Raw genomic sequence first — 22,098 nt, 5'->3', positions numbered from 1 at the left:
GCTTTCTCATCAGAGCTTGCCCATCAGGCCTTGCGGCCGGAACCAGAGGAAGAACAGGAACAGGACATAGACGACGATGTCCTTGTAGACCGCACCGATCAGATAGCCGGAGAGCGACTCGATGACGCCGATCAACAGGCCCGCGACGAGCGCGCCTGGCACGCTGCCGAAGCCGCCAAGGGATACCGTGACGAAGGCGACGATGCCGAGCGTCTCGCCGACCGTCGGCACGATGTAGAAGAAGTTCGCGATCAGCGCGCCGGCAAGGCCGGTGGCGCCGGCCGCGATGGCCCAGGCAATCGCCTGCATGGTATCGGGCCTGATGCCCATAAGCTGAGCCGCGGTCTGATCCTCCGCCACCGCCAGCATTTTTGAACCAAGCGATGTGCGCGTCAGAAGCAGGTGGAGGCCGAATGTCACCAGCAGCGCGACGACACCGGCAAGCAGCCGCGAGGCTTCGATCCGCAGGCCCGCAAACGCATAGGTGCCGCCGACGATATTCGACGGCATCGACAGGAAGTTGGCGCCGAACCACCAGAACACGGAATAGCGCAGCAGCAGCGCGAGCCCGAACGTGCCGAGGATCTGCGCCAGCATCGGCCCCTTCATGATGTCGCGGATCAGGGCGAAATAGACGACGACCCCGACGGTCGCGAGCACCAGTGTCGCCAGTGGGGCGCCGAGGATGGGCCCTCCCCCCATCAGCGTATAGACGACATAGGCGACGTACATGCCAAGCATGACGAAGTCGCCATGCGCGAAATTGACGATGTTCATCATGCCCCACACCAGCGTGAGGCCCGAGGAAAACAGGGCGTAGACGGCGCCAAGCAGAAGCCCGCCGACAATCACCTGCACGAGTACGAAGGACATGAGCTGCGTTGCTCTGATCAAAACATTCTGGGAAAGGCGGGACGCGCGGTCCCGCCTTCAGGCAATCTCACCAGCCCTTGTAGGGCAGCACCGGCGCCTTCTCGGCATTGGCCTTCGGCCATACCGCGACATAGTTCTCGCCATCCTGAAGCTGGATGATGGCGCCGGACGCGAGGACATTCTGGCCCTTGTCGTCGAACTTCACGCCCTTGTAGCCGATCATGAGCTGCTCGGGCTTCAGGTCCGTCGCCTTCAGCGCGGCCTGGATCTTGGCAGGCTCGGTCGAGCCGGCGCGGTCGATGGCATCGGCCAGCACGAAGAAGCCCTGCATCTGGCGCGCCACAGTGTCGTCCATCTCCTCGCCGCTCTTCTTCTTGTACATGTCGGCGATGATGGCGGACGCCGAGCCCGGCGGTCCCACGACCCAGGACGAGCGGTTGAAGACGCCTTGCGAGATCTTGCCGACCGCCTTGGTGAAGGATGGATCGGAGTAGCCGGCATCGTCGGCCAGCAGCACGGCCGGCTTGTAGTCGAGCGACTGCATGGTCTTGGCGAACAGGATCGCATCCGACGTGTAGCTGATCATGATGACGACGTCGGGCTTCTTGTCCTTGAGCTGGAGCACCTGGCCCTGCAAGTCGGTCGCATTGACGGGATAGGCGATGTCGAGCGCGATCGGCTGGCCCTTTTCCTTGAAGGCGCCGGCGATCGTGTTGGCGACCGAGGTGCCGTATTCGGTGTTGTCATGGACCACCGCGACGCTGTCGGTCTTGGCACCCTGCGCCTTGATGTCGGCGAGGAAGTCGACATAGATCTTGGCGAAATCGGTCGCAATCGGCGTGGTGCGGAAGAACCATTTGAAGCCGCGCTCGGTGAGATTGGCGGCGACCGATTCCGAGTTCAGGAAAGGAACGCCGTATTTCTCGGCGATCGCGCTCGAAGTCAGCGTGACGCCGGACTGGTAGGAGCCGAACACGGCCGCCACCTTCTCTTCCGTGATCAGGCGTAGCGCCTGATTCTGGCCCGTCGCCGGGTTGCCCTGGTTGTCGGCGAACACAGCCTCGATCTTGGCGCCGCCGAGGCCGGCAAGGCCGGCGTTCTTCGCCAGCGGCAGATTGCCAAGCTCAGGATGGGCGTTGTTGATGATGTCCATGGCGACTTCGAGCGCCGCCTTGGCGTGCGCACCGATCGAGGCGGTGCCGCCGGACATCGGCATGATGACGCCGATCTTGATGACCTTGTCCTGGGCCTGCGCGCCGGAGCCGAGCGCAAGGAACATCGCGGCTGCGCAAAACAGCCCGGTGACGTGCTTGAAATTCATCAAATCAGACCTCCCAAAGGGTTTCCCCAACCAAGCTATTTTGGAAGCTGCAGGCTAAGCGCCCGCTTCCGTTTGTTTATGCCTGGTGGATCTAGGATGGCATGCCAGCCGGACACCGGCAAGACGAAACGGACTTGCGCAATGCTGCATGGGAGGCAGCGAACGCGCCGGCGCGGGCGGCGTTCAAATCCGGCGTCGCCCGGCGCGAACGCGGTAACCCGAACGGTGGACGTCATTGCCATCTGCAGGGGTGGGTTAACACTGCGACTGTGCCAAGCGCGGTCCGCTGGCGTAACCCGGCCCCCGTGTGTTTCCGCGAACGCAGAGGCGGTGGGTGAGGCTGTCGCCAACTCACCCTGCGAACGCCGTCAGCCGACGACGTCGCTCGCCCGCAGCAGCGTCGTGAAGCCGCCATAGATCATGCGCTTGCCGTCGAAGGGCATGTCGGCGCCCTTGAGCCGCTCATCGGCCATCACCTTCTTGTTGACGGCATCGCGGGTCTCCCGGTCACGGTAGACGATCCAGGAGAACACCACGACCTCGTCCTCCTTCGCGATCACCGCGCGCGGAAACGAGGTCAACTCGCCATAGGGCACGTCGTCGCCGATGCACTCGACGTAGTCGAGCGCGCCGTGCTCCATCCATATGGTGCAGGCGTTTCGCGCCAGCGCCTTGTAGGCCTCGATCTTGTCCTTCGGCACGGCCAGCACGAAACCATCGACATAGGGCATCACGGGATCTCCTTTGGGTTGCCTGCCCCAAGGACGTAGCGGCGCACGGCGATCCGACACGTCATCACACCCGCAAGGTGAGGCAAACTGTCGCGAGGATTTCGTGCGCTACTTCACATTTGAAGCTCGCCGCGCCGTGACATCATCCCGGACGTTTGCGCTCGCACATCGGCTACTTCAGATTGCAGTTGAGAAGGCAGCTTTCATGAGCACCCGCCTGTCATTGCTTTGTGTCCACGGCGTCGGTCACGCGGAGATCGACGCCGAGTTTCGAAAGTCATGGTCCGAGGCGATCATACGCGCCGTCCAGTCCGTCGATCAGAGCCTCAATCCGGCCATCGACTTCCTCTCGAATGACGACCTGTTCGACAAGAGCCCGCCGAATCTCATCACCTATGGCATCGCACTGGCAAAACTGCTCGCGAGCGCGACTGTCCACGGGGTCGGTGATCTGCTCGCGGGCACACGCAGCCTCGAAGATGTACCAACCCTGATCAGATGGACCGCGGGCATGGTCGCCCAGTGGTCGGTGGATGAGCAGTTGCAGGCCGCGCTGCGCGGCGCAGTCCTCGATAAGCTGAAGAGCGGCAACTACGACGTTGTCCTGGCTCACAGCCTCGGCTCGCTGATCTGCTACGACACGTTCGTGCGCAACCCCGCTGCGATCAGGGACAAAGTCTTCGTCACGTTCGGCTCGCAGATCGGCAATCCCGCGGTGCGCGACATCTTTGCAGGCCGCATTCAGGACCTTCCCTGCCGGAAATGGTACCATCTGTTCAACCGGGAAGATCACGTTCTCACCTATCCGCTCGAGATCGCCGCAGACAATTTTCAGCAGGTACTGACACCGTTCGATGTCCCCAACGATCTCCTGAATCACAACGCGACCTGGTACCTGTCGCGCCCCGAGACCGTCGCCACCGTCTGGCACGACGTGGTCCCGGTGCCGACGTCCCGCTCCATCGTCAGCGCCGCGCGGGGGATTGCCCGCATTGACACCCGGCCGACCCGCCGCGCCCTGCTGATCGGCATCAACGACTATCCCAAACCCGCGGACAGGCTCGAAGGATGCGTCAACGACGTATTCCTCATGAGCTCGGTGCTACAGGAAAGCGGCTTCAAGCCGGACGAAATACGCGTCGTGCTCAATGAGCGGGCGACGGCGCAGGGCATCATGGAAAGGCTTCACTGGCTGCTCGAGGGCGTCCGCGACGGCGACGAGCGTATGCTGTTCTACTCGGGCCATGGCGCCCAGATTCCCAGATACAGCCCGAGCGGCGCACCGGATAGCGTCGACGAGTGCCTGGTCCCCTATGATTTCGACTGGACGCCCGAGCACGCGATTCTCGACCGCCAGTTCAGCCAGCTCTACTCACAGCTTCCGTACGACTGCTATTTCGTCGCCATGCTCGACTGCTGCCATTCCGGCGGCATGACACGTGACGGCGGTCCGCGCATCCGCGGCCTGACGCCGCCCGACGATATCCGCCACCGGGCGCTGCGGTGGGAGGCAAGCGAAGGCATGTGGGTGCCGCGCGAGTTCCCTCCCCTCAACGAGAGCCTGAGCAAGAGCAAGAACGGCGCCGACTATCTCGGCGACAACGGCGCCACGCAACGGCTCGGGCGCAGCATGGCGCTCCGCACCCAGCCCGACAAGGAATACAACAAGACGCGGGCCGAGCTCGGGCATCACGGTCCTTATCTGCCGATTCTCCTCGAGGCCTGCCAGGAGCAGGAGCTGTCCTATGAATATCGTGACGGCGTCACGTCGTATGGCGCCTACACGTTCTGCATGGCGAAGGTGCTGCGCGAACAACGAGACCGCGGCGCCAATCCGTCGTTCCAGGAGCTGAGCGAGCTCGTCACGGCCAAACTCCGTCGCCTCAAATACAACCAGACGCCGAATCTCGTCGGCGCCAAGACGCGCGTCAGTGCAAAAATTCCATGGGGCGCGGCGGATGCAGGTCGCGGCCAGCGACGGGCGCCGAAAAAGCGTGCCGCCAAGACAGGCCGGAAGAAGCGCCGCTAGTCATTTCGCCTTGCATCGCCGCGCGGCGCATCGCGGGCGCCATGAGTCCGGCCAACGCGCCGAGGCCGGACCGACCAAAGGCGCGGACTGCCGACGGCACGTCAGGCTCGCGGCGCGGGCCCGATTCAGAGCAGGTTATGATCTGGGTAAATCGCCCGGAACTGGCTGGGGAACCTGGATTCGAACCAAGACAAACAGAGTCAGAGTCTGTTGTGCTACCGTTACACCATTCCCCAACGGAATAGCCGAACAAATTCAATAGCTTGCTGACTTGTTCAGCTGCGGCCGGAAGCGCGTTTGGCGCAAATCACGGCTCAGGCGTGGCAGCGTTCTACCCGCTCGGCCTTGGGCTGGCAAGCGCTGCGGTGCACGGGCCTGTGAACCGGCGGCCCGACTGCGCCGGTAACCAAGACCCGCCGGCGCAGGCAGCGCCTGATCCAGTTCGCTGATGCCTGCGGCCGAAAATCCCCCCGTCTGCTGCTTCATCAGCGCCTCAGCTAGTTCGAGCCGCAGACTCGAACCACGATCTCAGCCTTGCCGTTCGCGATCATCACCTGGCCGTATTCGTCCTGCGGCGGGCTCTCCTCGTAGCGGAGCGGGATCGTGGTGATCGCTTCCTGCGCTTCGCCACCCGGCTGCTGCGTGTTCACGTCGAGGATCAGGATCTTCGGGTTGATCCCTTGCGGCGAACGCCTGGTCAGCCGGGCCTGCCAGCCATCGGTCGGTACTCTCACGTCGCCGACCATGACCAGCTTGGGCGGCGCGCCTGGCGCCCGGTCGATCCAGGCCTTGAAGGTGTTTCTCAGCAGGACAGTCATGACACGTCTCTCCTTTGCCAAGCTGCGAATTGTCCGCCCCTCGTCCCGACACGCGGCGCCGGCCTTTCGCCTATTAAATCAGCGCAGCCTGACGGACAGATATCAGGCCCCGACAAACCACCCGATCGCCGCCTTCCCCTTCGACCAGGCTTTCAAGTCCCGGCTGCCGCCTTGGCGCGGATCGCGTTGGCGACGGCCGGAGCCTCACCGCCAACGCCTTCACGGCCGGCAAGTTTTCCGGCCCGCCGACGGCTTTGGCCGCTTCCGCAACCTTGTTGATGTCGGGGACGCTCTTCTTCACGAACGCGTCGATGAAGTCAGCGCCAGCGTATCCGGCCGCCAGGACGCTCAGGAGAAATTGCCGGCCGATTTCCTTCGGCTCGACCATAAGCCCCGCGGAGATCCCCGCCACGCAGCCGATAACGATCGACACCAGAAACGCCGACCCATCGAACACGTCCTTGAAGCGGCGGGGGCTCGTGAGGAAGCCGAGCCGACAGCGACCCGATCGTCATCTCCGGATAAGCTACCACCCCTATTCCAGCTTGATATTCGCCGCTTCGATCACCTTCTTCCACCGCTCCGTCTCGGAGGCGATGTAGGCCTTGAAAGGTTCGGAATCGACCGCAACCGCGGCCGCGCCGAGCTCGGCCATCTTCTGCACCGTCTCCGGCTGCTGCATGAAGGCGCGGATCTCGCCCGACAGCTTTTCGACGATGGGCTTCGGCGTGACCGCGGGGACGAAGAAGCCGTGCCAGGCCACGGCCTCGAAGCCCGGCAGGAACTCGGCGACGGCCGGGACTTCCGGATCGAAGGCGGCGCGCTTGGGCGTTGCAGTGGCGAGCATCGCGAGCTGGCCGGTCTTCACCTGTGGCAGCAGCAGTGGCACGTTGTCGAAGGCAAGATCGATCTGGCCGCTCAACAGATCCGTCAGCATCTGGCTGGAGCCCTTGTAGGGCACATGCACCATCTTGGTACCGGTCATCTGTTGAAACAGTTCGGCGGCGAGATGCTGCGAGGTGCCGACGCCGGCCGAGCCGAACGAGACCTTGTCCGGGTTCGCCTTCAGATAGGCGATCAGCTCCGGCACGGTGCGCGCCTTGATCTTGTTGGGGTTCACGACGAGTACGTTCGGCACGACGCTGATCTGGGCGACCGGCATGAGGTCCCTGTCCGGCTGGTAGCTGAGCTTCGGCCCGTAGAGCGTGGGGTTGATCGCGAGCGCGGAGGTGCTGGCAAGGCCGAGCGTGATGCCGTCAGGCGCCGATTTCGCCAGCCGCGTCACGCCGAGGATCGAGCCGGCACCGCCGACATTCTCGACCACGAACGGCTTGCCCAGCTTCACTTGCAGATGGTTCGACACCATGCGCGCGAAGATGTCGGCGGTACCGCCGGCGGCGAAGGGCACAATCACCGTCACCTGCTTGGACGGGTAGCCGTCCTGCGCCTTTGCCGGCGACGTCGCCAGCAGCACGGCTGACACAAGACCAAGCCACATCGATCTCATCGAAGTTTCCTCTACTGCTACTGTTTTGTTGATTGGGTGCCGCGCGCGGCGGAGGTGACTAGAACGCGACCTCGTACATGTTCAGGATCGCATCCCGGCCGAGGTCTCGCGGATTATTGTCGAGCAGGCGGCGAATGGCATGGGCCTCGTCGGCCATCACGCCGAGGTCGTCCTTGGGCACGCCGAGCGCGGACAGACGCATCTCGATGCCGAGGTTCTTGCAGAAATCGTAAGTGGCGTCGAATGCGAGCTTCGCATCGTTCTGCGCCGGCAGGCCGAGCGCCGCCAGCACCGCGACCGTCTTCGCCTCGACTGCCGGCATGTTGAAGGCCAGCGTATGCGGGAAGATCACGGCACAGGCGAGCCCATGCGCGACATGATGGCGCGTGCCCAGCGGATAAGCGACGGCATGCCCGGCGGTGGTGTTCACCGGTCCAAGGCAATAGCCGCCATAGAGCGAGGCCAGGGAGAGACCCGCGCGTGCCTCGCGATCCCCGCCGTCAGCGACCGCCCGCTTGAGATATTGCCCGACCAGCCGCGCGCCCTCGAGCGCATAAAGGTCGATCATCGGATGCGCCTTGCGGCTGGTGTAGGCCTCGACGCAATGCGCCAGCGCATCGACGCCGGTGGCCGCAGTGACCTCCTTCGGAACGGTCATTGTGAGATCAGGATCGACGATGGCGATATCAGCAAGCATGAAGCGGCTCTGCACCGCCTGCTTGTTCTGGCTGACAGGATCGGTGACGAGCGCGCGGGTGCCGGCCTCGCTGCCGGTGCCCGACGTGGTCGGGATCTGCATCAGCGGCACGCTGCGGCCGGCGACTTTTTCCGGCCCAACGATATCGGCAAAGGCCACGTCGCTCGTGCAGAGCACCGCGACCAGCTTGGCGAGATCCATCGCGCTGCCGCCGCCGAAGCCGACGACGAGATCAGGCGCGACCTCTTTCGCCATCGCCACCGCCTTCTCCAGATTAGGCAGGTCCGGTTCAGGCTTGACGTCGCCAAACACTTTCACTGCCCCCGGCAGCGCCAGCGCATCGACGCGGCACGCATTGAACGGATCGGAAATCACCAGCGGCCGCCTGGCGCCGATCCGCTCGGCGAAGCGCGCAGCAGCCGTGATGGTGCCGTTGCCGAATTCCAGGATGGTGGGACGTTGGATTTCGATGGGCGTGAAGGCGTTGGTCATCGTGCGCTAGATCTCATGACTTGGAGGCGGAGACGCCAGCGGAGAGCCGCTCGGCATAGTCGATGGCCTCGATCAGGCTGTGCTCGTTGGCAATGCCCTTGCCGGCAATGTCGAAGGCGGTGCCGTGATCGACGGAGGTGCGGATGATCGGCAGGCCCAGCGTGATGTTGACGCCGGAGAGCTCCTGCCAGCGCCCGGTCGCGGGATCGACCTGGAAGCCCAGCAGTTTGACCGGGATGTGCCCCTGGTCGTGATACATCGCGACCGCAGCATCGTACTGGCCGGCGCGCAGCTTGACGAAGATGGTGTCGCCGGGCACCGGGCCGACGACGTCGAGGCCATCGGCGACGGCCTTGGCAATCGTCGGTGCCGAAACGTCGATATCCTGCCGGCCGAACAGACCGCCCTCGCCGGCATGCGGATTGAGCGCGGCGATCGCAATCTTCGGCTTGGCGATACCGAGCCGCAGCAAGGCCTCGTTGGTGAGATCGATCACCATGCGCAGACGCTCCGGCGTCAGACGCTTCGGCACGTCTTCCAGCGCCACGTGGGTCGAGACATGGCTGACGCGCATGTTGCCGTGGGCGAGCAGCATCACCGACCCGCGCACGCCGGTGAGGTGCGCCAGCATCTCGGTATGGCCAGGGAAGTGATAGCCGGCTTTGTTGAGTGCTTCCTTGTTGAGCGGCGCGGTGACAATCGCGGAGGTCCGCCCGGCCTGGGTCAGAAGCACGCCCTGTTCGATCGCCTTGTAGGCAAAGCGGCCGCCATCGGCGCTCAAGACGCCGGGCTTGATCGGGGTGCCCTCGACATCCGCCTGGAGGAAACAGAGGTTCGGCCAGTCAGCATCGTCGGCACTCACCTCCGGAATCGCAACGGCAGCGCCGAGCGCGGCCTTGGCACCATCGAGCGCGGCGCCGCTGCCGATGATCAGGATGCGCAGATCGCCTGTCGCGATCCGGTCCTTCAGCCCGAGGCAGGCCTTGACGATGATCTCCGGGCCGATCCCGGCCGGATCGCCCATGGTAATGGCAAGATGACGAGAGGTCATGTCGGGCTCCCCGTATTGAGCAAATGATTATCCCGGAGCAGATCGCGCCACAGCTCGCTGGTGCCGAACGCGCCGGATTTCGAGATGACATCCACGCCGGCCCAGCGGCCGCCTTGCAGAATCGAGCGCGGTAGCCCCGGCACGATACGCCCCGTCACCTGGAGCGCATGCGCGCCAAGCGCAACGCATACGGCCTTCAAGGTCTCGCCGCCAGCAACGATCAAGGTTCCGGGCGGATTGAGCACCGCAATCAGCGTCGTCAGCTCGCGCGCGATCCGCTGGGCGGCCTCAGCGCGCGAAAGGCCATCCGCGAGCGCGAATTTCACCAGCGCCACGCCATCGTCAGCCAGCTTGCGTTGAACGCCTGCGCCCCCCTCACCTTCGGCCAACGCGATGGTGGCTTCGCCACATGCTGCGAGCTGGGAGGCGGTGGCGGCCTGGTCGGAACCGAACAGCCCCAGCACCGGCCGCTTCAGCCGGCTAGGCGCATCGGCGCGATGGCCGCGGGCGAGCGCGCCGGCCAGCCCGCCGCTTCCGCACCACAGCACGGGCCCCGGCATCTGCCGCGCCATTTCGACGACGCGATCGAGGTCGATGTCGCTCTCGGCATCGAAGACCTGAACACCGCCTTGCGACAGCGTATCGGCCCGGCCCTGCCGTGCATCGATGCCCTCGAGCTGCAGTTGAGCCAGGAGATTGTCACCGACACGATGCCAGTCGCCTTGGACCGTACGCGCAAATTGCTGGCCGCCCATGGTGCGGCGTCCCTGATAGTCGAAGGCCGGTGCGACCACGCATGACGCCCAATCGCCGCCGCGCAGGCAGGCGCCGAGCTCGGCCGCCCAGGCACCGCGGAGCAGGCTATCGACCTTCTTGTAGGCGATCGTCCCACCCTGAAGCTGCGGCGCCAGCCGTCCGACGATCTCGACGCTGTCGGCTTTCGACCGCTCGCGGGTGCCGCTGTCGATCGCGAGGCTTTGCGCGCTCGGAGCCGCGGGCGAATCCGCCCAGGTGACGTCGAACGGTCCGCACAGGCCGACGAACTCCGCCGCGGTGTCGAGCGCGCCGGTGAGATCGTCGGCAAGCAGGCGCACGACCGTCATCGTCATGCTGCTCCCGCGCCAAAGATCTTGCCGGGGTTCATCAGGCCGTTCGGATCGAGCAAGCGCTTGATGCCGCGCATCAGCTCGATATCGAGCGGATCGGCGACACGGGCCAGCCGGACGCGATTGGTGATCCCGATGCCGTGCTCGGCACTGATCGCCCCGCCCTGCGCTGCGGTCTCATCGTCGACGATCTCATTGATTTGCGCCACCAGGGCGGCCGTGGTCGCCGGCTCCTGACAATGCGCACGGTCGATCAGGGCGATCACGTGGATGTTGCCGTCGCCGATATGGCCATGCATCACCACGCGGGCATGCGGCACAGCGGCCATAATTCGCGCCTCGACATTGGTGACGAAGTCCGCCTGGCGCTCCAGCGGCACAACGCTGTCGTGCGAGACGACATAGCCGCTGCGCTTGTTGCCTTCGGACACGCTGTGCCTGACGGCCCAGATCGCCTTCGCCTGCGCGAGGTTGGAGGCCAGGATGACGTCTTCGGCGATGCCGGCCTCCATCGCATCCGCCAACGCCGTGGCGAGCGGCTCGTCGAGATCGACGCCCGCGAGCGTGTCCGTCAACTCAACGATCAGATACCACGGTGTCGTCAGCTCGAACGGGATGGTGACATGCGGCACGGTCTCCGCGATCGCCTCGATCTGCGAGCGCGACATGATTTCGAGGCTGCCGAGCCGGTCGCCGACCACACCGCGCAGGCGCGCCATGATCTCGAGTGCCTGCGCGACACCCTGCAATTTCACCAGCGCCAGCGCCGAGCTGCGCGGCGGCGAGAACAGTTTCAGCACCGCCGCGGTGACGATGCCGAGCGTGCCTTCCGCCCCGATGAAGAGCTGCTTGAGCGCGTAACCCGTGTTGTCCTTGCGCAGCGCGCGCAGGCCGTTGAAGATACGCCCGTCGGGCAGCACGGCTTCGAGCCCGAGCACGAGATCGCGCGTCGGGCCGTAGCGCAGGACGGCCGTGCCGCCGGCATTGGTCGAGATGTTGCCGCCGATCTGGCAGGAACCCTCGGCACCCAGGCTCAAGGGAAAGTAGCGATCGACGCTACGCGCCGCATTCTGGACCTCGGCGAGAATGCAGCCGGCCTCGACCGTGATCGTATTGGCGAGCGGACTGACGTCGCGCACGGCTCGCATGCGGTCGAGCCGGATCACGACATTGCCCGCGTGATCGTCCGGCGTCGCGGCTCCGCACATGCCGGTGTTGCCGCCTTGCGGCACGATCGCAAGGCGCCTATCGGCGCAGTATTTGACGACGGAGGCGACCTCGGCGGTCGAGCCGGGCTTCACCACCGCGACCGCCCGGCCGCGATAGCGCCCGCGCCAGTCCACCACATAAGGCTCCTGGTCGGCTCCGGACGCGATGACGTGCTTGTCGCTGACGATCGCGGCGAGCCCGGCCAATGCATCCTGGAATGAGTCGGACATCAGATCGCCTCGTCGTCCGTACCGGGCCTAGGCGGAGGCTGCGAATGCCGCAGCATTCGCAAGCAGCTCTTTCAGCTGGTCCGGCGGCAAAGACTCCAGCGGCGGCCGCAGGCGCTGCCAACCGGCATGCTTGGTGCGGTCGGCCGCCAGCGCCTTCAGCGAGGCCATCTGCGGAAATTGCGAGACCAGCTCGCGCGCCTTCACGATGCGCGCCTGCGCCGCCTTGAGCGCCGGATCGTCGTCACTGTCGCCAAAGTGCTTGAAGACATAGGCAAGACTGCGCGCGATGACATTGGAGGTCGCGGTGATGCAGCCCGCGCCGCCCCTGCGCAGCAGCGGCAGCATCAATGGATCGGCGCCGCCGAGGACAGCGAAGCCCGGGAAGCGCTCGACCATCGCCGTCATGTTGGCGAAGTCGCCGGACGAATCCTTGATGCCCGTGAACGTGGCCGGATAGGCCTTGCGCAGCCGCTCGATCAGCGCATGCGAGATCGGCTGCGCCGACATCTGCGGGTAGTGATAGAGGACGACTTTCAGGCGCGCATCACCGATGCGCTGCACCACTTCGCTGTAGGAGGCGAAGATGCCGTCATCTGTGACGTTCTTGTAGTAGAACGGCGGCAGCATCACCACGGTGTCGACGCCGACCGAGAGGGCGTGGCGCGTCAGCGCGATGGTGTCGCTGAGCGCGGCAACGCCGGTGCCGGGCAAAAGCCGCCGCGGCGCGATGCCGGCGGCCACCACCGCCTCGAGCAGCGCCGTGCGTTCGGCCACCGAAAAGGAGTTCGCCTCACCCGTCGTGCCCAGCATCGCGATGCCGTCGCAGCCTTCGTCGAGCAGATAGCGACAATGGTCCACGAAGCGCGCATGATCGGGAGCAAGCTCAGCGTCGAGCGGCGTCAACGCGGCGGAGAACACGCCATGAGGGTGCAGCGATGATGTCGACAAAACTTCCTCCGATCGTCAGAACGATGTTGTTCGGAATGCGAACATTTGTTATTTGCTGGTGCAGTCGTAAAATCAGCCCGGCCCGACGTCAAGGGCATGGCTGTCATGGTGGGGCATTCGAGCATGGCCAAGGTCGCAGGGAAGGCAGCGAAGCGCGTATCGGAAACTAGCGCCAAAAATCCCAAGAATTATGTCGCCTCCGTCGGCAAGGCCTTTGCCGTGCTCAAGAGTTTCACCAGCGAAACCTTCGAGCTGACCCTGAGTGAGATTGCCGCACGGGCCGAACTCGATCGCGGGACGGCGTTCCGCCTGATCCAGACCCTGACCGAACTCGGCTATCTCCAGGCCGTTCCGCAAAGTCGCCGGTTCCGTCTCGGCGTCGCCTGTCTCGACCTCGGCTACACCGTGCTGTCGCGCGGCTCGTTGCGGCCGATCGTCGAGCCGCTGCTGCGCGACCTCGTCCCAGCGGTCGGCGATGCGGCCTCGCTCGGCATTCTCGATGGCGGCGACGTGGTCTATCTCGCGCGCGTCGGTGCCGGCCTCGACCGTCACAAGATGGACCGCCGGCCGGGCACGCGCATCCCCGCCTACAGCGCCGCGCTCGGTCATGTCATGCTGGCGCATCTGCCACGCGACCAGCAGATCGAGCGGCTCGAGTTGCGTCCTCGCGTCAAACTGTCGGAGCGAACGCTGACCGATCTCGATGCACTGCTCGCCCGGCTCGATCAGGTGAAGAAAAAAGGCCATGCCGTCTCCGACGGCGAGAATGCCTATGGCCTGCGCACGCTGGCAACGCCGATCTTCGACGCTCAGGGTTTTGTGATCGGCGGCCTGAGCGTCACGGTCGATGCGATGCGCATGGACATGGCGGCCTTCCGCGACCAGGCGTTGCCGCGGCTGATGCAGGCGACGGCCCAAGTCCAGGATCTCACGATCAAGTCTGGATTGACGAGCTGAGTGCGGTGATGGCGATTAGATCACGATGTGATCGAAGTCGGCGGCGATCCGCGTATTCGGAAACACCCTTGTCGCTTCGGCCAATATCTCTTCATCGTCGTACCGTCCCGACATGTGGACCAGCACGAGCTGCTTGACGTTGTTGGCGGCGGCAAACGAAGCGGCTTCGGTCGCCGTGAGATGGCCGTAGTCCCGCGCGGTCGCGGCGTCACGATCGAGGAACGTCGCCTCGATCACCAGCAAGTCGGCGTCGGCGACATGTCGGGATAGACCATCAGTGGTTTCAGTGTCGCCGACCACGACGAGCTTCCTCCCGCCGCCCGGCGGACCCAGGACGTCCTCCGGATCGATGGTTCGACCGGCGATCACGACCGGCCGTCCGGCGGCCAGCTCTCCGCGCATTGGCCCGTCCGGGACACTGAGAGACGCGAGGCGCTCGGGCAGAAGGTGGCGGCGCGCGGGGCTTTGGAAAGAGAAGCCAAAGCTGTCGGTGTCGCGGTGGCGGACCGGAAAGCAGTCGATGGTGAAGTCGCCGGCATCGATGACTTGCCCCTCGGTCAGCGGTGCGAACGCCACAGGGATCGGCGCCCTGCCCGCGCCCCACAAGCCGGCGAGCATGCGAACGACGATGTCGAGCGTGCCCGGGCCCGCATGAATGGTCATCACGTCGGAGGTCTGCCGCAACCCCAGCGTCGAGAAGAGGCCGGGGATGCCGAGCACGTGATCGAGGTGCCCGTGCGTCAGCAGGATGCGGTCGAGCCGGCGAAAGCCGGCGCCGCTGCGCAGCAACTGGCGCTGCGTGCCCTCTCCGCAATCAACCAGGATGCGCTTGCCCGCGGCCTCCACCAGGAGGGCCGGATGGTTGCGCTCCACTGAGGGAACGCTTGCCGAGGTGCCGAGGAATGTCAGGGCGAACATGGTCGTCAGCGTCCAGAGACCGACCTCTCCCCGATAGCACCGCAACGGTCCGCACGGTGGATGGCCTCACCGTCCCCAATGCCATGCGAGCAGCAGCGCGTACAGGCCCATCGAGCCCGCATAGAGCGCGGCAAGCAGTGCATATCCCGCAATCTGGCGGCCGAGCGCTGCCTTCGGCTTGATCCACCAGTCGAGCGCCCTGAAGGCGGCCGGCACGAGAAACCAGCCGAGCAGCTGGGTACTCACGAGATTGCCGACGAACAGCGACAGCCAGACCGGCACGCCGTGGCTGTCGATCAGCGGCGCGCTGATGAAATAGCCCCAGAGATAGACCACGGGATAGAGCACCAGCAGGACGATGAGGTTGCTCTTCCAAATCAGGCCGGGCCCTTGCTCCGGAGCCTGCGTCTTGCCGGCCGGGAACCAGAAATTGAAGCCGTAGCTTGCCCGCTTCACGTTCATGCCGGCGTTGAAGCGCGCGCCTTCCTCAAGCAGCGTCTGCCGCAAGGGCGAGTCCAGCCACGTGTTGAGGTTGGCATCGCTGTCGAACGACAGGATGACGATCCACTCGTCGTGCAGGCCCGGGATAGGCCGCTCGATCTTGTGACGCAGGAACCCCCTGAACTCGGCCTCCGCGGCCTGGATGCGCTGTTGCCATTTGAGGAACGCATCCTCGAGTCCATCCGGGACCTTGAAGGAGATGACGGCGGAGACCGCGCTGTCGCGCTGAACGCCGGTGTCGGGAAGGATATGGACGTCCTCCGACCCGACGAAGAAGCGCTGTACGTCCGCGATCAGCCGCGCCCGTACATCGCTCTGAAGCCAGGCGCGGGCAGCGGCCGGGTTGGCGAAACGCAGGATGGTCACCCAGTCCACGTGCGCCGGCGGCTGCGGCGGCACGACCTCCTGACTGAGGAAGCCGGGCCACGCCTTCAGCGCCTCGCCGACCTCGCCGTTCCACCGCGCGAACGCGGCAAAGCCGTCGTCGGCAATGCGGCGCTGGATGACGAGGGCGACCGCCTGGGCCGCCGGATCCGGAGATGCGCTCATCGCGACCGTCCGCTTCAGCTCTGCTTGTAGAGACGCTTGCCCATCACCCAGGTCTCGTCGACGCACCGGTCGTCGCCGACCATCATGACGGCGAACAGCATGTTCGCGGCGTCGTCGACCGTGCGCGGACCAGCACCGTCGGCGATCAGCGACTGGTGCCAGGGTTGCGCCAGCTGGCCGCCATTCGGATCGAGCGCGACGAAATCGGCTTCCTTGCCGGGTTCGAAATTGCCGAGCTTGTCGTCGATATAGAGGCCTTCGGCGCCGCCGAGCGTGACCGACCAGAAACCGCGATAGGGCGAGAGCTTGTTGCGCTCGGCCTCGGCGAGATCCTTGCGCGCCGGATCAATGCTGCCGTCGAGCATCGTGTTGTTGCACATGCCGACCTTGTAGGCGTCGTCGAGCACGGAGATCATCGAGAAGCGATTGCCACCGCCAACGTCGGTGCCGAACGACATCTTCACCCGATGCTCGGGATCGGTGGCACGGCCGAGGCGGAACAGACCGCTGCCGAGGAACAGGTTCGAGCACGGGCAGAACACCACCGCGGCGCCCTTCTTGGACATGCGGCGGAACTCGTTGTTCGAGAGATAGACACCGTGGCCGCCGGAGAACTTTGGCCCGACCAGGTCGAACTTCTCGTAGACGCCGAGATAATCCTGGCAGTCCGGATGTTCGACGAGCACGCCGCTGCATTCGGCCGGATTCTCTGAGATGTGGGTGTTGACCCAGCAGTCCGGATGCTCGTGCTTGAGGCGCTGACATGCCTTGAGCAGCTCCGGCGAGGCGCCGAAGGCGAAGCGCGGCGTGATGGCATAGAGGTTGCGGCCCTTGTTGTGGTACTGCGCGATCAGACGCTTGCTGTCGCGATGGAAGTTTTCGGGCGTGTCGATGAACTCGGCCGGCGCGTTGCGGTCGATCCCGGTGAGGCCCGCGATCACGCGCATGTTGCGGCGGGCCGCTTCCTCGAACAGCTCTTCGGTCGCGACCGGCGAGGAGCTGGTGAAGGCCTGGCAGGTGGTGGTGCCGGCGGCAAGCAGTGCGTCGAGAAAACGCTTCACACCGTCGCGCGCGTAGTTGCGATCCTTGTACTTGATCTCCTCGGGGTAGATCGATTTCTGGAGCCACGGCAGCAGCTGCTCGCCATAGGCACCGAGCACGCGGGTCTGCGGCAGATGGATGTGGCCGTCGATGAAGCCCGGGACGATGATGCGGTCCTTGATATGGGTGATCTCGACGCCCGGATGCGCGGCGGCGATCTTCTCATACGGACCGAACGCCTTGATGACGCCATCCGTGACGACCATCAGGCCGTCCTGGTGAAAGCGCGCGGCAGCCTGCTCGTTGCCGATGTGCTTCCAGGGATCGTCGACGAAGTCGAAGAACGTGCCGCGAATACCGACGGTGGTCATGAATGGGTTCCTTCCTTAAGTCTGTGTGGCGTGGCGTGCCGCAGGCAACGAGATCGCAAGCAGCGTCCCTGCGACGGCGCAGAGGCCGAGATAAAGCCATCCGATCGGCGCCTGGGTCGCTTCGGGCAACACCGCCGCGATCGCCATGGCGCCGCTGACCGCGAGATAGCAGAGCGCGCTGATGAGGCCGCCGATCAGGCCGTGGTCGCGCTCGAACAGGCCGAGCGCCATGCCGTACATCATCGGGCACAGCACGCCGCAACCGCCGAGCACCAGCGCACCGCCGATCGTGATCGACATGAAATCGAGACCGACGGCCAAGCCGGTCGCGGTCAAGACCACAGCGCCGGCGAGAAAGAGCGCGAAGGCGCCAAAGCCCATCACGCGGGCCGGCATGAAGCGTGCGAAATGCGCGCAGCCGAGCTCGCCCGCGAGATTGACGCCGCCAAGGCCGAGCGCGACGAGACCGTAGACGGCCGCGGAATAACCGAGGCCGGTCTGGTAGAGGAACGGCGCGACGACGCCGAACGCCAGTTGCGCGCTGGCCGCGGCGGCAAACACCAGCACGAAGGCCAGGAAACCCGGACGGACGAGCGCTTCGCGGAGAATGCTCGCCGTGCGGCGCGGATCGAACGGCGCGCGTCGCTCGGCCGGCAGCGTCTCGGGCAGAAGCAGCACGACGATCGCAGCGACGATGGCCGCGGCGATGGCGATGATGACGAAGACCCCGCGCCAGGACGTCAGCTCGACGATGAAACCGCCGGCCGCCGGTGCGAGCACGGGTGCAAGCCCCCAGGCGGCACCAAGCAGCCCAGAGATCGCCGTGAGCTCGCGGCCGCGAAAGCAGTCGGCCGCAACCGCATAGGCGACGACGAGGCAGGTGCAGCCGCCGACGCCCTGCAGGAATCGCAACGCGAGCAGCAGCGATGCGCTGGTGGCGAGCGCACAGGCGATGCTCATCGCGATGAGAACCGATAGCCCCGCGAGCAGGACGTTACGGCGGCCGAGCGTGTCGGAGGCGATGCCGACAGGCACCAGCGCCAGACTCATGCCGAGCATGTAGGCGGTGACGGTGTTCTGCATCGACGCGGAATCGGTTGCGAGGTCCACCACCATCTGCGGCAGGCCCGGCGTATAGGCATCGAGCGGAATCTGACTGAACGGCACCACGCATAGCAGGATCGGCACGATCCCGCCCTTCGCGCGACCAGCGTCCGAAGCAACTGCAGTCATGGCTCACGCCCCCCTCGATGCCCGCGGGTCCCGTCTTTTCGTGCGCGCAATAAGAGGCGACGATGCAGGTTGCGGATATTGACGCGCGGAGCGTGCCAGAACTGTGTATAAAAACTCTTAGGAGGCCCGCTTCAATGCGGGCGGCTCATCCTCTGGTCCTCGCGGCCTGGGGATGCTCCAACAAAAAATGCGAAAACAACCCCATGCACAGTACAAATCATTGAAGAATTTCGCTCCGGCATGACGCGAGCGTGCCCCCCGAGGACGTTTGACGCGTCGGGCAACACAGGCGCAGGATTGCACCATCCCCGCTTGTGAATTCCCGCCGCACAGACGCCATTAACCGTTCGGAAGGCATCGCCGTTTCGAGCGCAGGATCGGCATCGGCCAGGCGCAGATCAAAGCAGGAAGCCCTTGAGAGCTCCGAGAAACTGCCGCGGCGACTGAAGCTGCGGCACGTGCGCGCAGCCTGGAATGACCTTGAGTTCGGCGCGCGGCAAACCGGCGGCCAGCTCGTGCGACATTGGCGGAGGCGTCGCTTCGTCGTGCTCACCGACCAGAACGAGGGCAGGAACTTTCACCGCGGCAAGTTCGGCGCGGAGATCGAGGTTTGCCAACGCGTCGCATGCGCTGCGAAACACATCGGGATCCGTCTGCAGAAAAGCTTCACGACGATCCCGCATCAGTTCGGGATGCCGCTCCTGAAACTCGGGCGCAAACAAGCGTCGCATCGCAACGTCAGTGATCGCCTCGAGGCCCTTGTCCCGCGAGACCCTCGCCATGTTGCGAAACGCCTCGCGGCCGGGCTCCGAGAACGCCGCGCCGCAATCGGCGAGAACGAGCTTGCTGGCGATCTCCGGGTGCCGGATCGCCATCTGCAAGGCGACGAAGCCGCCATAGCCATTGCCGAGCACGATCGCCGGCGCACCGCCCGCAGCCTCCTTCACGGCCTCCGCCATCCTGTCCGCGACAGCGACGAGCCCGCCCTCGACCGCGCGTGAACGGCCGAACCCCGGCAACTCCGGCACGATGGTGCGAAACGATCCCTCAAGCTCGGGCACGATCGCATCGAAGCTCGCACGGTCCGACAACAGCGAGTGGAAGAGAAACAGCGGCGGCCCATCGCCCGATTGCGCGGCGTTGACGGTCCCGTTGGCAAGAAGCCTGTCCATGTCCGGTCTTTCCTTAACTTCGTCGGCGGGATCACACCCGTTTGCGTGCCGTGGAGGCCCCCGATTGATAAATCAACTGTCAGGGAATTCAAGCATTTGGCTCTTGACGTGAAATATCAGGATTGCCAAATTGGAGCCAACGAGGTCCCTAGAATCATGCTTTTGCGCGAAAACATCTACGATCTTCTGAGGTCTGATATTTTAGTGTGCCGGTTCGCTCCGGGCGATGAAATGCGGGAACAGGATCTGGCCGAACGCTATTCGGTGAGCCGCCAACCGGTTCGGGATGCGCTTTTGAGGCTGCAGCGCGAGCATTTGGTGACGGTGCAGCCGCGCCAGGGCTACCGGGTCACGCCGATCTCGCTGTCGGACGCCCGCGACCTCCTCCGCTTCCGTCTTGCGCTGGAGCCGGCCTGCGTCGCCGAGGCGATCGAGAGCGCTCCGGACAGCGTTCTGAAATCGCTCGATGAATTTCGCCGCTTCTCCGGCAACCACGAAGACTTCATCGCCTACAATCGCGGCTTCCATTCCGCGCTGGCTCATGCGTCCGGCAATCGCCGCATGGCGACGGCGCTGTGCGACCTGATCGGCCAGGCCGACCGGCTGGTCCGCGTCAGCGTGTCCAATCTGAAGGGTCACGATCCGGCAAAGCTCGTCGCCGAGCACGTCGCCCTGATCGACGCCATGCAGAGCCGCGAAACGCGAACCGCGGCGCGCATCATCAAGGCCCATATCGGGGCCACCGAAAAACGCGTTCTGCCGGCGCTCAAGCGCAACGCCGTCATCGTCGAGGAGAGGTCATCATGAACATTCCGTCAAAACCCGCGTCGATCGACGTCGAAACCCACGGCAATTTCATCGACGGACGTGAAGTCGAAGCCGGCAACGGCGTGATGCTCGACGTTCGCAATCCCGCGACCGGCGACGTCATCGCCCGCATCCCCAATTCGACCGCCGAGGACATCGACCGCGCGATGAAGAGCGCGCGCGCAGCGTTCGAAGGCAAAGCCTGGGGCGGCATGGATACGCGCGCGCGTGCCCGGCTGGTCAACAAGCTCGCCGATGCTTTCGAGGCCAATCTCGACAGCCTGTACCGGCTGGAAACCCTCAACAACGGCCGGCCGGTCAACGAGACCCGCGCCCAGCTCTCCCGCCTGCCCGATTTCTTCCGCTACTTTGCCGGCGTTGCGCTGGCGCGTCGGGACTCCGTGATCCCGGTAGAAGGCGCGTATTTGAACTACACGCTTCGCACGCCGATCGGCATCGTCGCCAATTGCACGCCGTTCAATCATCCCTTGATGATCCTGTGCAAGTCGCTCGCCGTGGTGCTGGCGACCGGATGCGTCACCGTGGTCAAGCCGTCTGAATACACGCCGCTGACGACATTGAAGCTCGCGCAGATCTTCACCGAAGCCGGCCTTCCGCCCGGCGTCTTCAACATCGTTCTCGGCCTCGGGCAGAACGCCGGCAAGATGCTGGCCGAGCATGGCGACATCAACAAGCTGGTCCTGACCGGCGGCACCGAGGCAGGCCGCATCGCCGGCAGCGCGGCCGCAAAAGTGTTCGCGCATCAAACCATGGAGCTCGGCGGCAAGACGCCGGTGATGGTGTTCGACGATTTCGACGTCGACCGCGCCGTCAACTACGCCGCGTTCGGCGCCTTCATCGGCGCCGGACAGACCTGCGTCTGTGCCTCGCGCCACATCGTCCAGGCTTCGATCTATGACGAATTCGTCGAGAAGCTGCAGGCCAAGACCCGCACGATCCGCGTCGGCGATCCCTTCGACGCGAACACCCAGATGGGCCCCGTGATCTCCGCGCGGCAGCGCGACCGCGTTCTCACCTATGTAGGCTACGGCCACGAGGATGGCGCGCGTCTCGTCACCGGCGGCGTTGCCGCGAAGGTGCCGGGCCACGACAACGGCTATTTCGTCGAGCCGACCGTGTTCGCCGACGTCACATCCGACATGCGCATCTTCCAGGAGGAAGTGTTCGGTCCCTTCACCTCGGTGACGCCGTTCAAGGACGAGGCCGATGCGCTGCGGCTTGCCAACAACTCGCCGTTCGGCCTCGCCGCGGCCATCCGAACCCGCGACGTCGCCCGCGCGCACCGTGTCGCCGCCTCCGTCAAGGCCGGCATCGTCTGGATCAACGATCACCACCGTCTCGACCCGGCTTCGCCCTGGGGTGGCGTCGACGATTCCGGCATCGGCCGCGAATGCGGCACCGAGAGCTTCAACGACCACTTCAACACCAAGAGCGTGATGGTCGCGACCCACGAGCAGCCGTTCGACTGGTATCGCGACACGGCCAACCAACAGCGCCTGAACTAGCAAAAAACGAC

Annotated in this window: 20 protein-coding genes and 1 tRNA gene; 4 read left to right on the top strand and 17 right to left on the bottom strand. The window is 64.9% G+C overall.

The window, feature by feature from the left end; translation table 11 throughout:
- Nucleotides 1–9: 9 nt before the first annotated feature.
- From AB7245_RS19175 to AB7245_RS19165, 3 genes are all read right to left on the bottom strand, one after another.
- Entirely contained in the window at nucleotides 10–873 is an 864-nt protein-coding gene (locus AB7245_RS19175) for a branched-chain amino acid ABC transporter permease (RefSeq protein ID WP_071914968.1), read from the bottom strand.
- Between the two features lie 67 nt (nucleotides 874–940).
- Nucleotides 941–2,194: an ABC transporter substrate-binding protein gene (locus AB7245_RS19170; RefSeq protein ID WP_166352468.1), complete on the bottom strand. Its 1,254-nt coding sequence runs from the start codon at nucleotides 2,192–2,194 to the stop codon at nucleotides 941–943.
- 368 nt (nucleotides 2,195–2,562) lie between these two features.
- On the bottom strand, nucleotides 2,563–2,925 hold the full coding sequence (locus tag AB7245_RS19165; protein ID WP_439034653.1) for a DUF1428 domain-containing protein: 363 nt from the start codon (nucleotides 2,923–2,925) through the stop codon (nucleotides 2,563–2,565).
- A gap of 205 nt (nucleotides 2,926–3,130) precedes the next feature.
- Between AB7245_RS19165 and AB7245_RS19160 the strand changes: the two genes are divergently transcribed.
- Nucleotides 3,131–4,954 (top strand): caspase family protein, encoded by a 1,824-nt coding sequence (locus AB7245_RS19160; RefSeq protein WP_439034652.1) that lies wholly within the window; start codon nucleotides 3,131–3,133, stop codon nucleotides 4,952–4,954.
- Between the two features lie 162 nt (nucleotides 4,955–5,116).
- Here the strand turns inward: AB7245_RS19160 and AB7245_RS19155 are convergent.
- The 9 genes from AB7245_RS19155 to AB7245_RS19115 form a co-directional block, all read right to left on the bottom strand.
- Nucleotides 5,117–5,190: transfer RNA gene (locus AB7245_RS19155), tRNA-Gln, on the bottom strand.
- A gap of 261 nt (nucleotides 5,191–5,451) precedes the next feature.
- Entirely contained in the window at nucleotides 5,452–5,772 is a 321-nt protein-coding gene (locus AB7245_RS19150) for a hypothetical protein (protein WP_063983883.1), read from the bottom strand.
- Between the two features lie 73 nt (nucleotides 5,773–5,845).
- Nucleotides 5,846–6,160: a hypothetical protein gene (locus tag AB7245_RS19145; protein WP_439034651.1), complete on the bottom strand. Its 315-nt coding sequence runs from the start codon at nucleotides 6,158–6,160 to the stop codon at nucleotides 5,846–5,848.
- A 147-nt stretch (nucleotides 6,161–6,307) separates the two neighbouring features.
- Nucleotides 6,308–7,279 (bottom strand): Bug family tripartite tricarboxylate transporter substrate binding protein, encoded by a 972-nt coding sequence (locus AB7245_RS19140; protein WP_439034650.1) that lies wholly within the window; start codon nucleotides 7,277–7,279, stop codon nucleotides 6,308–6,310.
- 58 nt (nucleotides 7,280–7,337) lie between these two features.
- Nucleotides 7,338–8,468, bottom strand: a complete 1,131-nt coding sequence (locus tag AB7245_RS19135; protein WP_439034649.1) for an iron-containing alcohol dehydrogenase — start codon at nucleotides 8,466–8,468, stop codon at nucleotides 7,338–7,340.
- A gap of 13 nt (nucleotides 8,469–8,481) precedes the next feature.
- Complete coding sequence (gene pdxA / locus AB7245_RS19130) at nucleotides 8,482–9,519, bottom strand: 4-hydroxythreonine-4-phosphate dehydrogenase PdxA (protein ID WP_439034648.1); 1,038 nt, start codon at nucleotides 9,517–9,519, stop codon at nucleotides 8,482–8,484.
- A complete protein-coding gene (locus AB7245_RS19125; protein WP_439035743.1) occupies nucleotides 9,516–10,622 on the bottom strand; it encodes a four-carbon acid sugar kinase family protein in 1,107 nt (368 codons plus the stop codon). The genes pdxA and AB7245_RS19125 overlap by 4 nt, the downstream gene beginning before the upstream one ends.
- Nucleotides 10,623–10,624: 2 nt before the next feature.
- On the bottom strand, nucleotides 10,625–12,064 hold the full coding sequence (locus tag AB7245_RS19120) for an FAD-binding oxidoreductase (protein ID WP_439034647.1): 1,440 nt from the start codon (nucleotides 12,062–12,064) through the stop codon (nucleotides 10,625–10,627).
- A gap of 27 nt (nucleotides 12,065–12,091) precedes the next feature.
- A complete protein-coding gene (locus AB7245_RS19115; protein WP_439034646.1) occupies nucleotides 12,092–13,012 on the bottom strand; it encodes a dihydrodipicolinate synthase family protein in 921 nt (306 codons plus the stop codon).
- A gap of 123 nt (nucleotides 13,013–13,135) precedes the next feature.
- Here AB7245_RS19115 and AB7245_RS19110 point away from each other — a divergent pair, with 123 nt between their 5' ends.
- Nucleotides 13,136–13,969, top strand: coding sequence for an IclR family transcriptional regulator (locus AB7245_RS19110; protein WP_439034645.1), 834 nt, complete (start codon nucleotides 13,136–13,138; stop codon nucleotides 13,967–13,969).
- A 15-nt stretch (nucleotides 13,970–13,984) separates the two neighbouring features.
- Here the strand turns inward: AB7245_RS19110 and rnz are convergent, their stop codons facing one another.
- The 5 genes from rnz to AB7245_RS19085 all read right to left on the bottom strand — a co-directional run bounded on the left by rnz (nucleotide 13,985) and on the right by AB7245_RS19085 (nucleotide 19,754).
- Complete coding sequence (gene rnz, locus AB7245_RS19105) at nucleotides 13,985–14,887, bottom strand: ribonuclease Z (protein WP_439034644.1); 903 nt, start codon at nucleotides 14,885–14,887, stop codon at nucleotides 13,985–13,987.
- Nucleotides 14,888–14,953: 66 nt separating this feature from the next.
- Entirely contained in the window at nucleotides 14,954–15,937 is a 984-nt protein-coding gene (locus AB7245_RS19100; RefSeq protein ID WP_439034643.1) for an antibiotic biosynthesis monooxygenase, read from the bottom strand.
- 14 nt (nucleotides 15,938–15,951) lie between these two features.
- Nucleotides 15,952–17,349: a guanine deaminase gene (gene guaD / locus AB7245_RS19095; RefSeq protein ID WP_439034642.1), complete on the bottom strand. Its 1,398-nt coding sequence runs from the start codon at nucleotides 17,347–17,349 to the stop codon at nucleotides 15,952–15,954.
- A gap of 15 nt (nucleotides 17,350–17,364) precedes the next feature.
- Nucleotides 17,365–18,582 carry a multidrug effflux MFS transporter gene (locus tag AB7245_RS19090; protein ID WP_439034641.1) on the bottom strand — a complete coding sequence of 406 codons (1,218 nt, stop codon included), beginning with the start codon at nucleotides 18,580–18,582 and terminating at the stop codon, nucleotides 17,365–17,367.
- Nucleotides 18,583–18,980: 398 nt separating this feature from the next.
- Nucleotides 18,981–19,754, bottom strand: a complete 774-nt coding sequence (locus tag AB7245_RS19085) for an alpha/beta fold hydrolase (RefSeq protein ID WP_166352435.1) — start codon at nucleotides 19,752–19,754, stop codon at nucleotides 18,981–18,983.
- A 156-nt stretch (nucleotides 19,755–19,910) separates the two neighbouring features.
- On the opposite strand from AB7245_RS19085, the gene AB7245_RS19080 reads away from it, so the two are divergent.
- Both AB7245_RS19080 and AB7245_RS19075 read left to right on the top strand, forming a co-directional pair.
- The gene (locus AB7245_RS19080; protein ID WP_439035742.1) at nucleotides 19,911–20,561 is read left to right on the top strand and encodes a GntR family transcriptional regulator; all 651 of its coding nucleotides are present in this window, start codon (nucleotides 19,911–19,913) and stop codon (nucleotides 20,559–20,561) included.
- Nucleotides 20,558–22,087, top strand: coding sequence for an aldehyde dehydrogenase (locus tag AB7245_RS19075; RefSeq protein ID WP_166094885.1), 1,530 nt, complete (start codon nucleotides 20,558–20,560; stop codon nucleotides 22,085–22,087). Before AB7245_RS19080 ends, AB7245_RS19075 begins: the two co-directional genes overlap by 4 nt.
- Nucleotides 22,088–22,098 lie beyond the last annotated feature (11 nt).

This window comes from Bradyrhizobium sp. 604_D8_N2_3 (assembly GCF_051810765.1).
Taxonomy (GTDB): domain Bacteria; phylum Pseudomonadota; class Alphaproteobacteria; order Rhizobiales; family Xanthobacteraceae; genus Bradyrhizobium; species Bradyrhizobium barranii.
Note: the sequence above shows the minus strand (reverse complement) of the source record. Positions and strands in the feature narration are given on the sequence as shown.

What these genes read in the sequence shown, in the direction of transcription:
- pdxA (WP_439034648.1), bottom strand. Translation starts at nt 9,519, where the DNA reads ATGACCTCTCGTCATCTTGCCATTACCATGGGCGATCCGGCCGGGATC.
- guaD (WP_439034642.1), bottom strand. Translation starts at nt 17,349, where the DNA reads ATGACCACCGTCGGTATTCGCGGCACGTTCTTCGACTTCGTCGACGAT.
- AB7245_RS19110 (WP_439034645.1), top strand. Translation starts at nt 13,136, where the DNA reads ATGGCCAAGGTCGCAGGGAAGGCAGCGAAGCGCGTATCGGAAACTAGC.
- AB7245_RS19170 (WP_166352468.1), bottom strand. Translation starts at nt 2,194, where the DNA reads ATGAATTTCAAGCACGTCACCGGGCTGTTTTGCGCAGCCGCGATGTTC.
- rnz (WP_439034644.1), bottom strand. Translation starts at nt 14,887, where the DNA reads ATGTTCGCCCTGACATTCCTCGGCACCTCGGCAAGCGTTCCCTCAGTG.
- AB7245_RS19080 (WP_439035742.1), top strand. Translation starts at nt 19,911, where the DNA reads ATGCTTTTGCGCGAAAACATCTACGATCTTCTGAGGTCTGATATTTTA.
- AB7245_RS19175 (WP_071914968.1), bottom strand. Translation starts at nt 873, where the DNA reads ATGTCCTTCGTACTCGTGCAGGTGATTGTCGGCGGGCTTCTGCTTGGC.
- AB7245_RS19125 (WP_439035743.1), bottom strand. Translation starts at nt 10,622, where the DNA reads ATGACGGTCGTGCGCCTGCTTGCCGACGATCTCACCGGCGCGCTCGAC.
- AB7245_RS19135 (WP_439034649.1), bottom strand. Translation starts at nt 8,468, where the DNA reads ATGACCAACGCCTTCACGCCCATCGAAATCCAACGTCCCACCATCCTG.
- AB7245_RS19150 (WP_063983883.1), bottom strand. Translation starts at nt 5,772, where the DNA reads ATGACTGTCCTGCTGAGAAACACCTTCAAGGCCTGGATCGACCGGGCG.
- AB7245_RS19120 (WP_439034647.1), bottom strand. Translation starts at nt 12,064, where the DNA reads ATGTCCGACTCATTCCAGGATGCATTGGCCGGGCTCGCCGCGATCGTC.
- AB7245_RS19085 (WP_166352435.1), bottom strand. Translation starts at nt 19,754, where the DNA reads ATGGACAGGCTTCTTGCCAACGGGACCGTCAACGCCGCGCAATCGGGC.
- AB7245_RS19160 (WP_439034652.1), top strand. Translation starts at nt 3,131, where the DNA reads ATGAGCACCCGCCTGTCATTGCTTTGTGTCCACGGCGTCGGTCACGCG.
- AB7245_RS19100 (WP_439034643.1), bottom strand. Translation starts at nt 15,937, where the DNA reads ATGAGCGCATCTCCGGATCCGGCGGCCCAGGCGGTCGCCCTCGTCATC.
- AB7245_RS19145 (WP_439034651.1), bottom strand. Translation starts at nt 6,160, where the DNA reads ATGGTCGAGCCGAAGGAAATCGGCCGGCAATTTCTCCTGAGCGTCCTG.
- AB7245_RS19090 (WP_439034641.1), bottom strand. Translation starts at nt 18,582, where the DNA reads ATGACTGCAGTTGCTTCGGACGCTGGTCGCGCGAAGGGCGGGATCGTG.
- AB7245_RS19165 (WP_439034653.1), bottom strand. Translation starts at nt 2,925, where the DNA reads ATGCCCTATGTCGATGGTTTCGTGCTGGCCGTGCCGAAGGACAAGATC.
- AB7245_RS19140 (WP_439034650.1), bottom strand. Translation starts at nt 7,279, where the DNA reads ATGAGATCGATGTGGCTTGGTCTTGTGTCAGCCGTGCTGCTGGCGACG.
- AB7245_RS19075 (WP_166094885.1), top strand. Translation starts at nt 20,558, where the DNA reads ATGAACATTCCGTCAAAACCCGCGTCGATCGACGTCGAAACCCACGGC.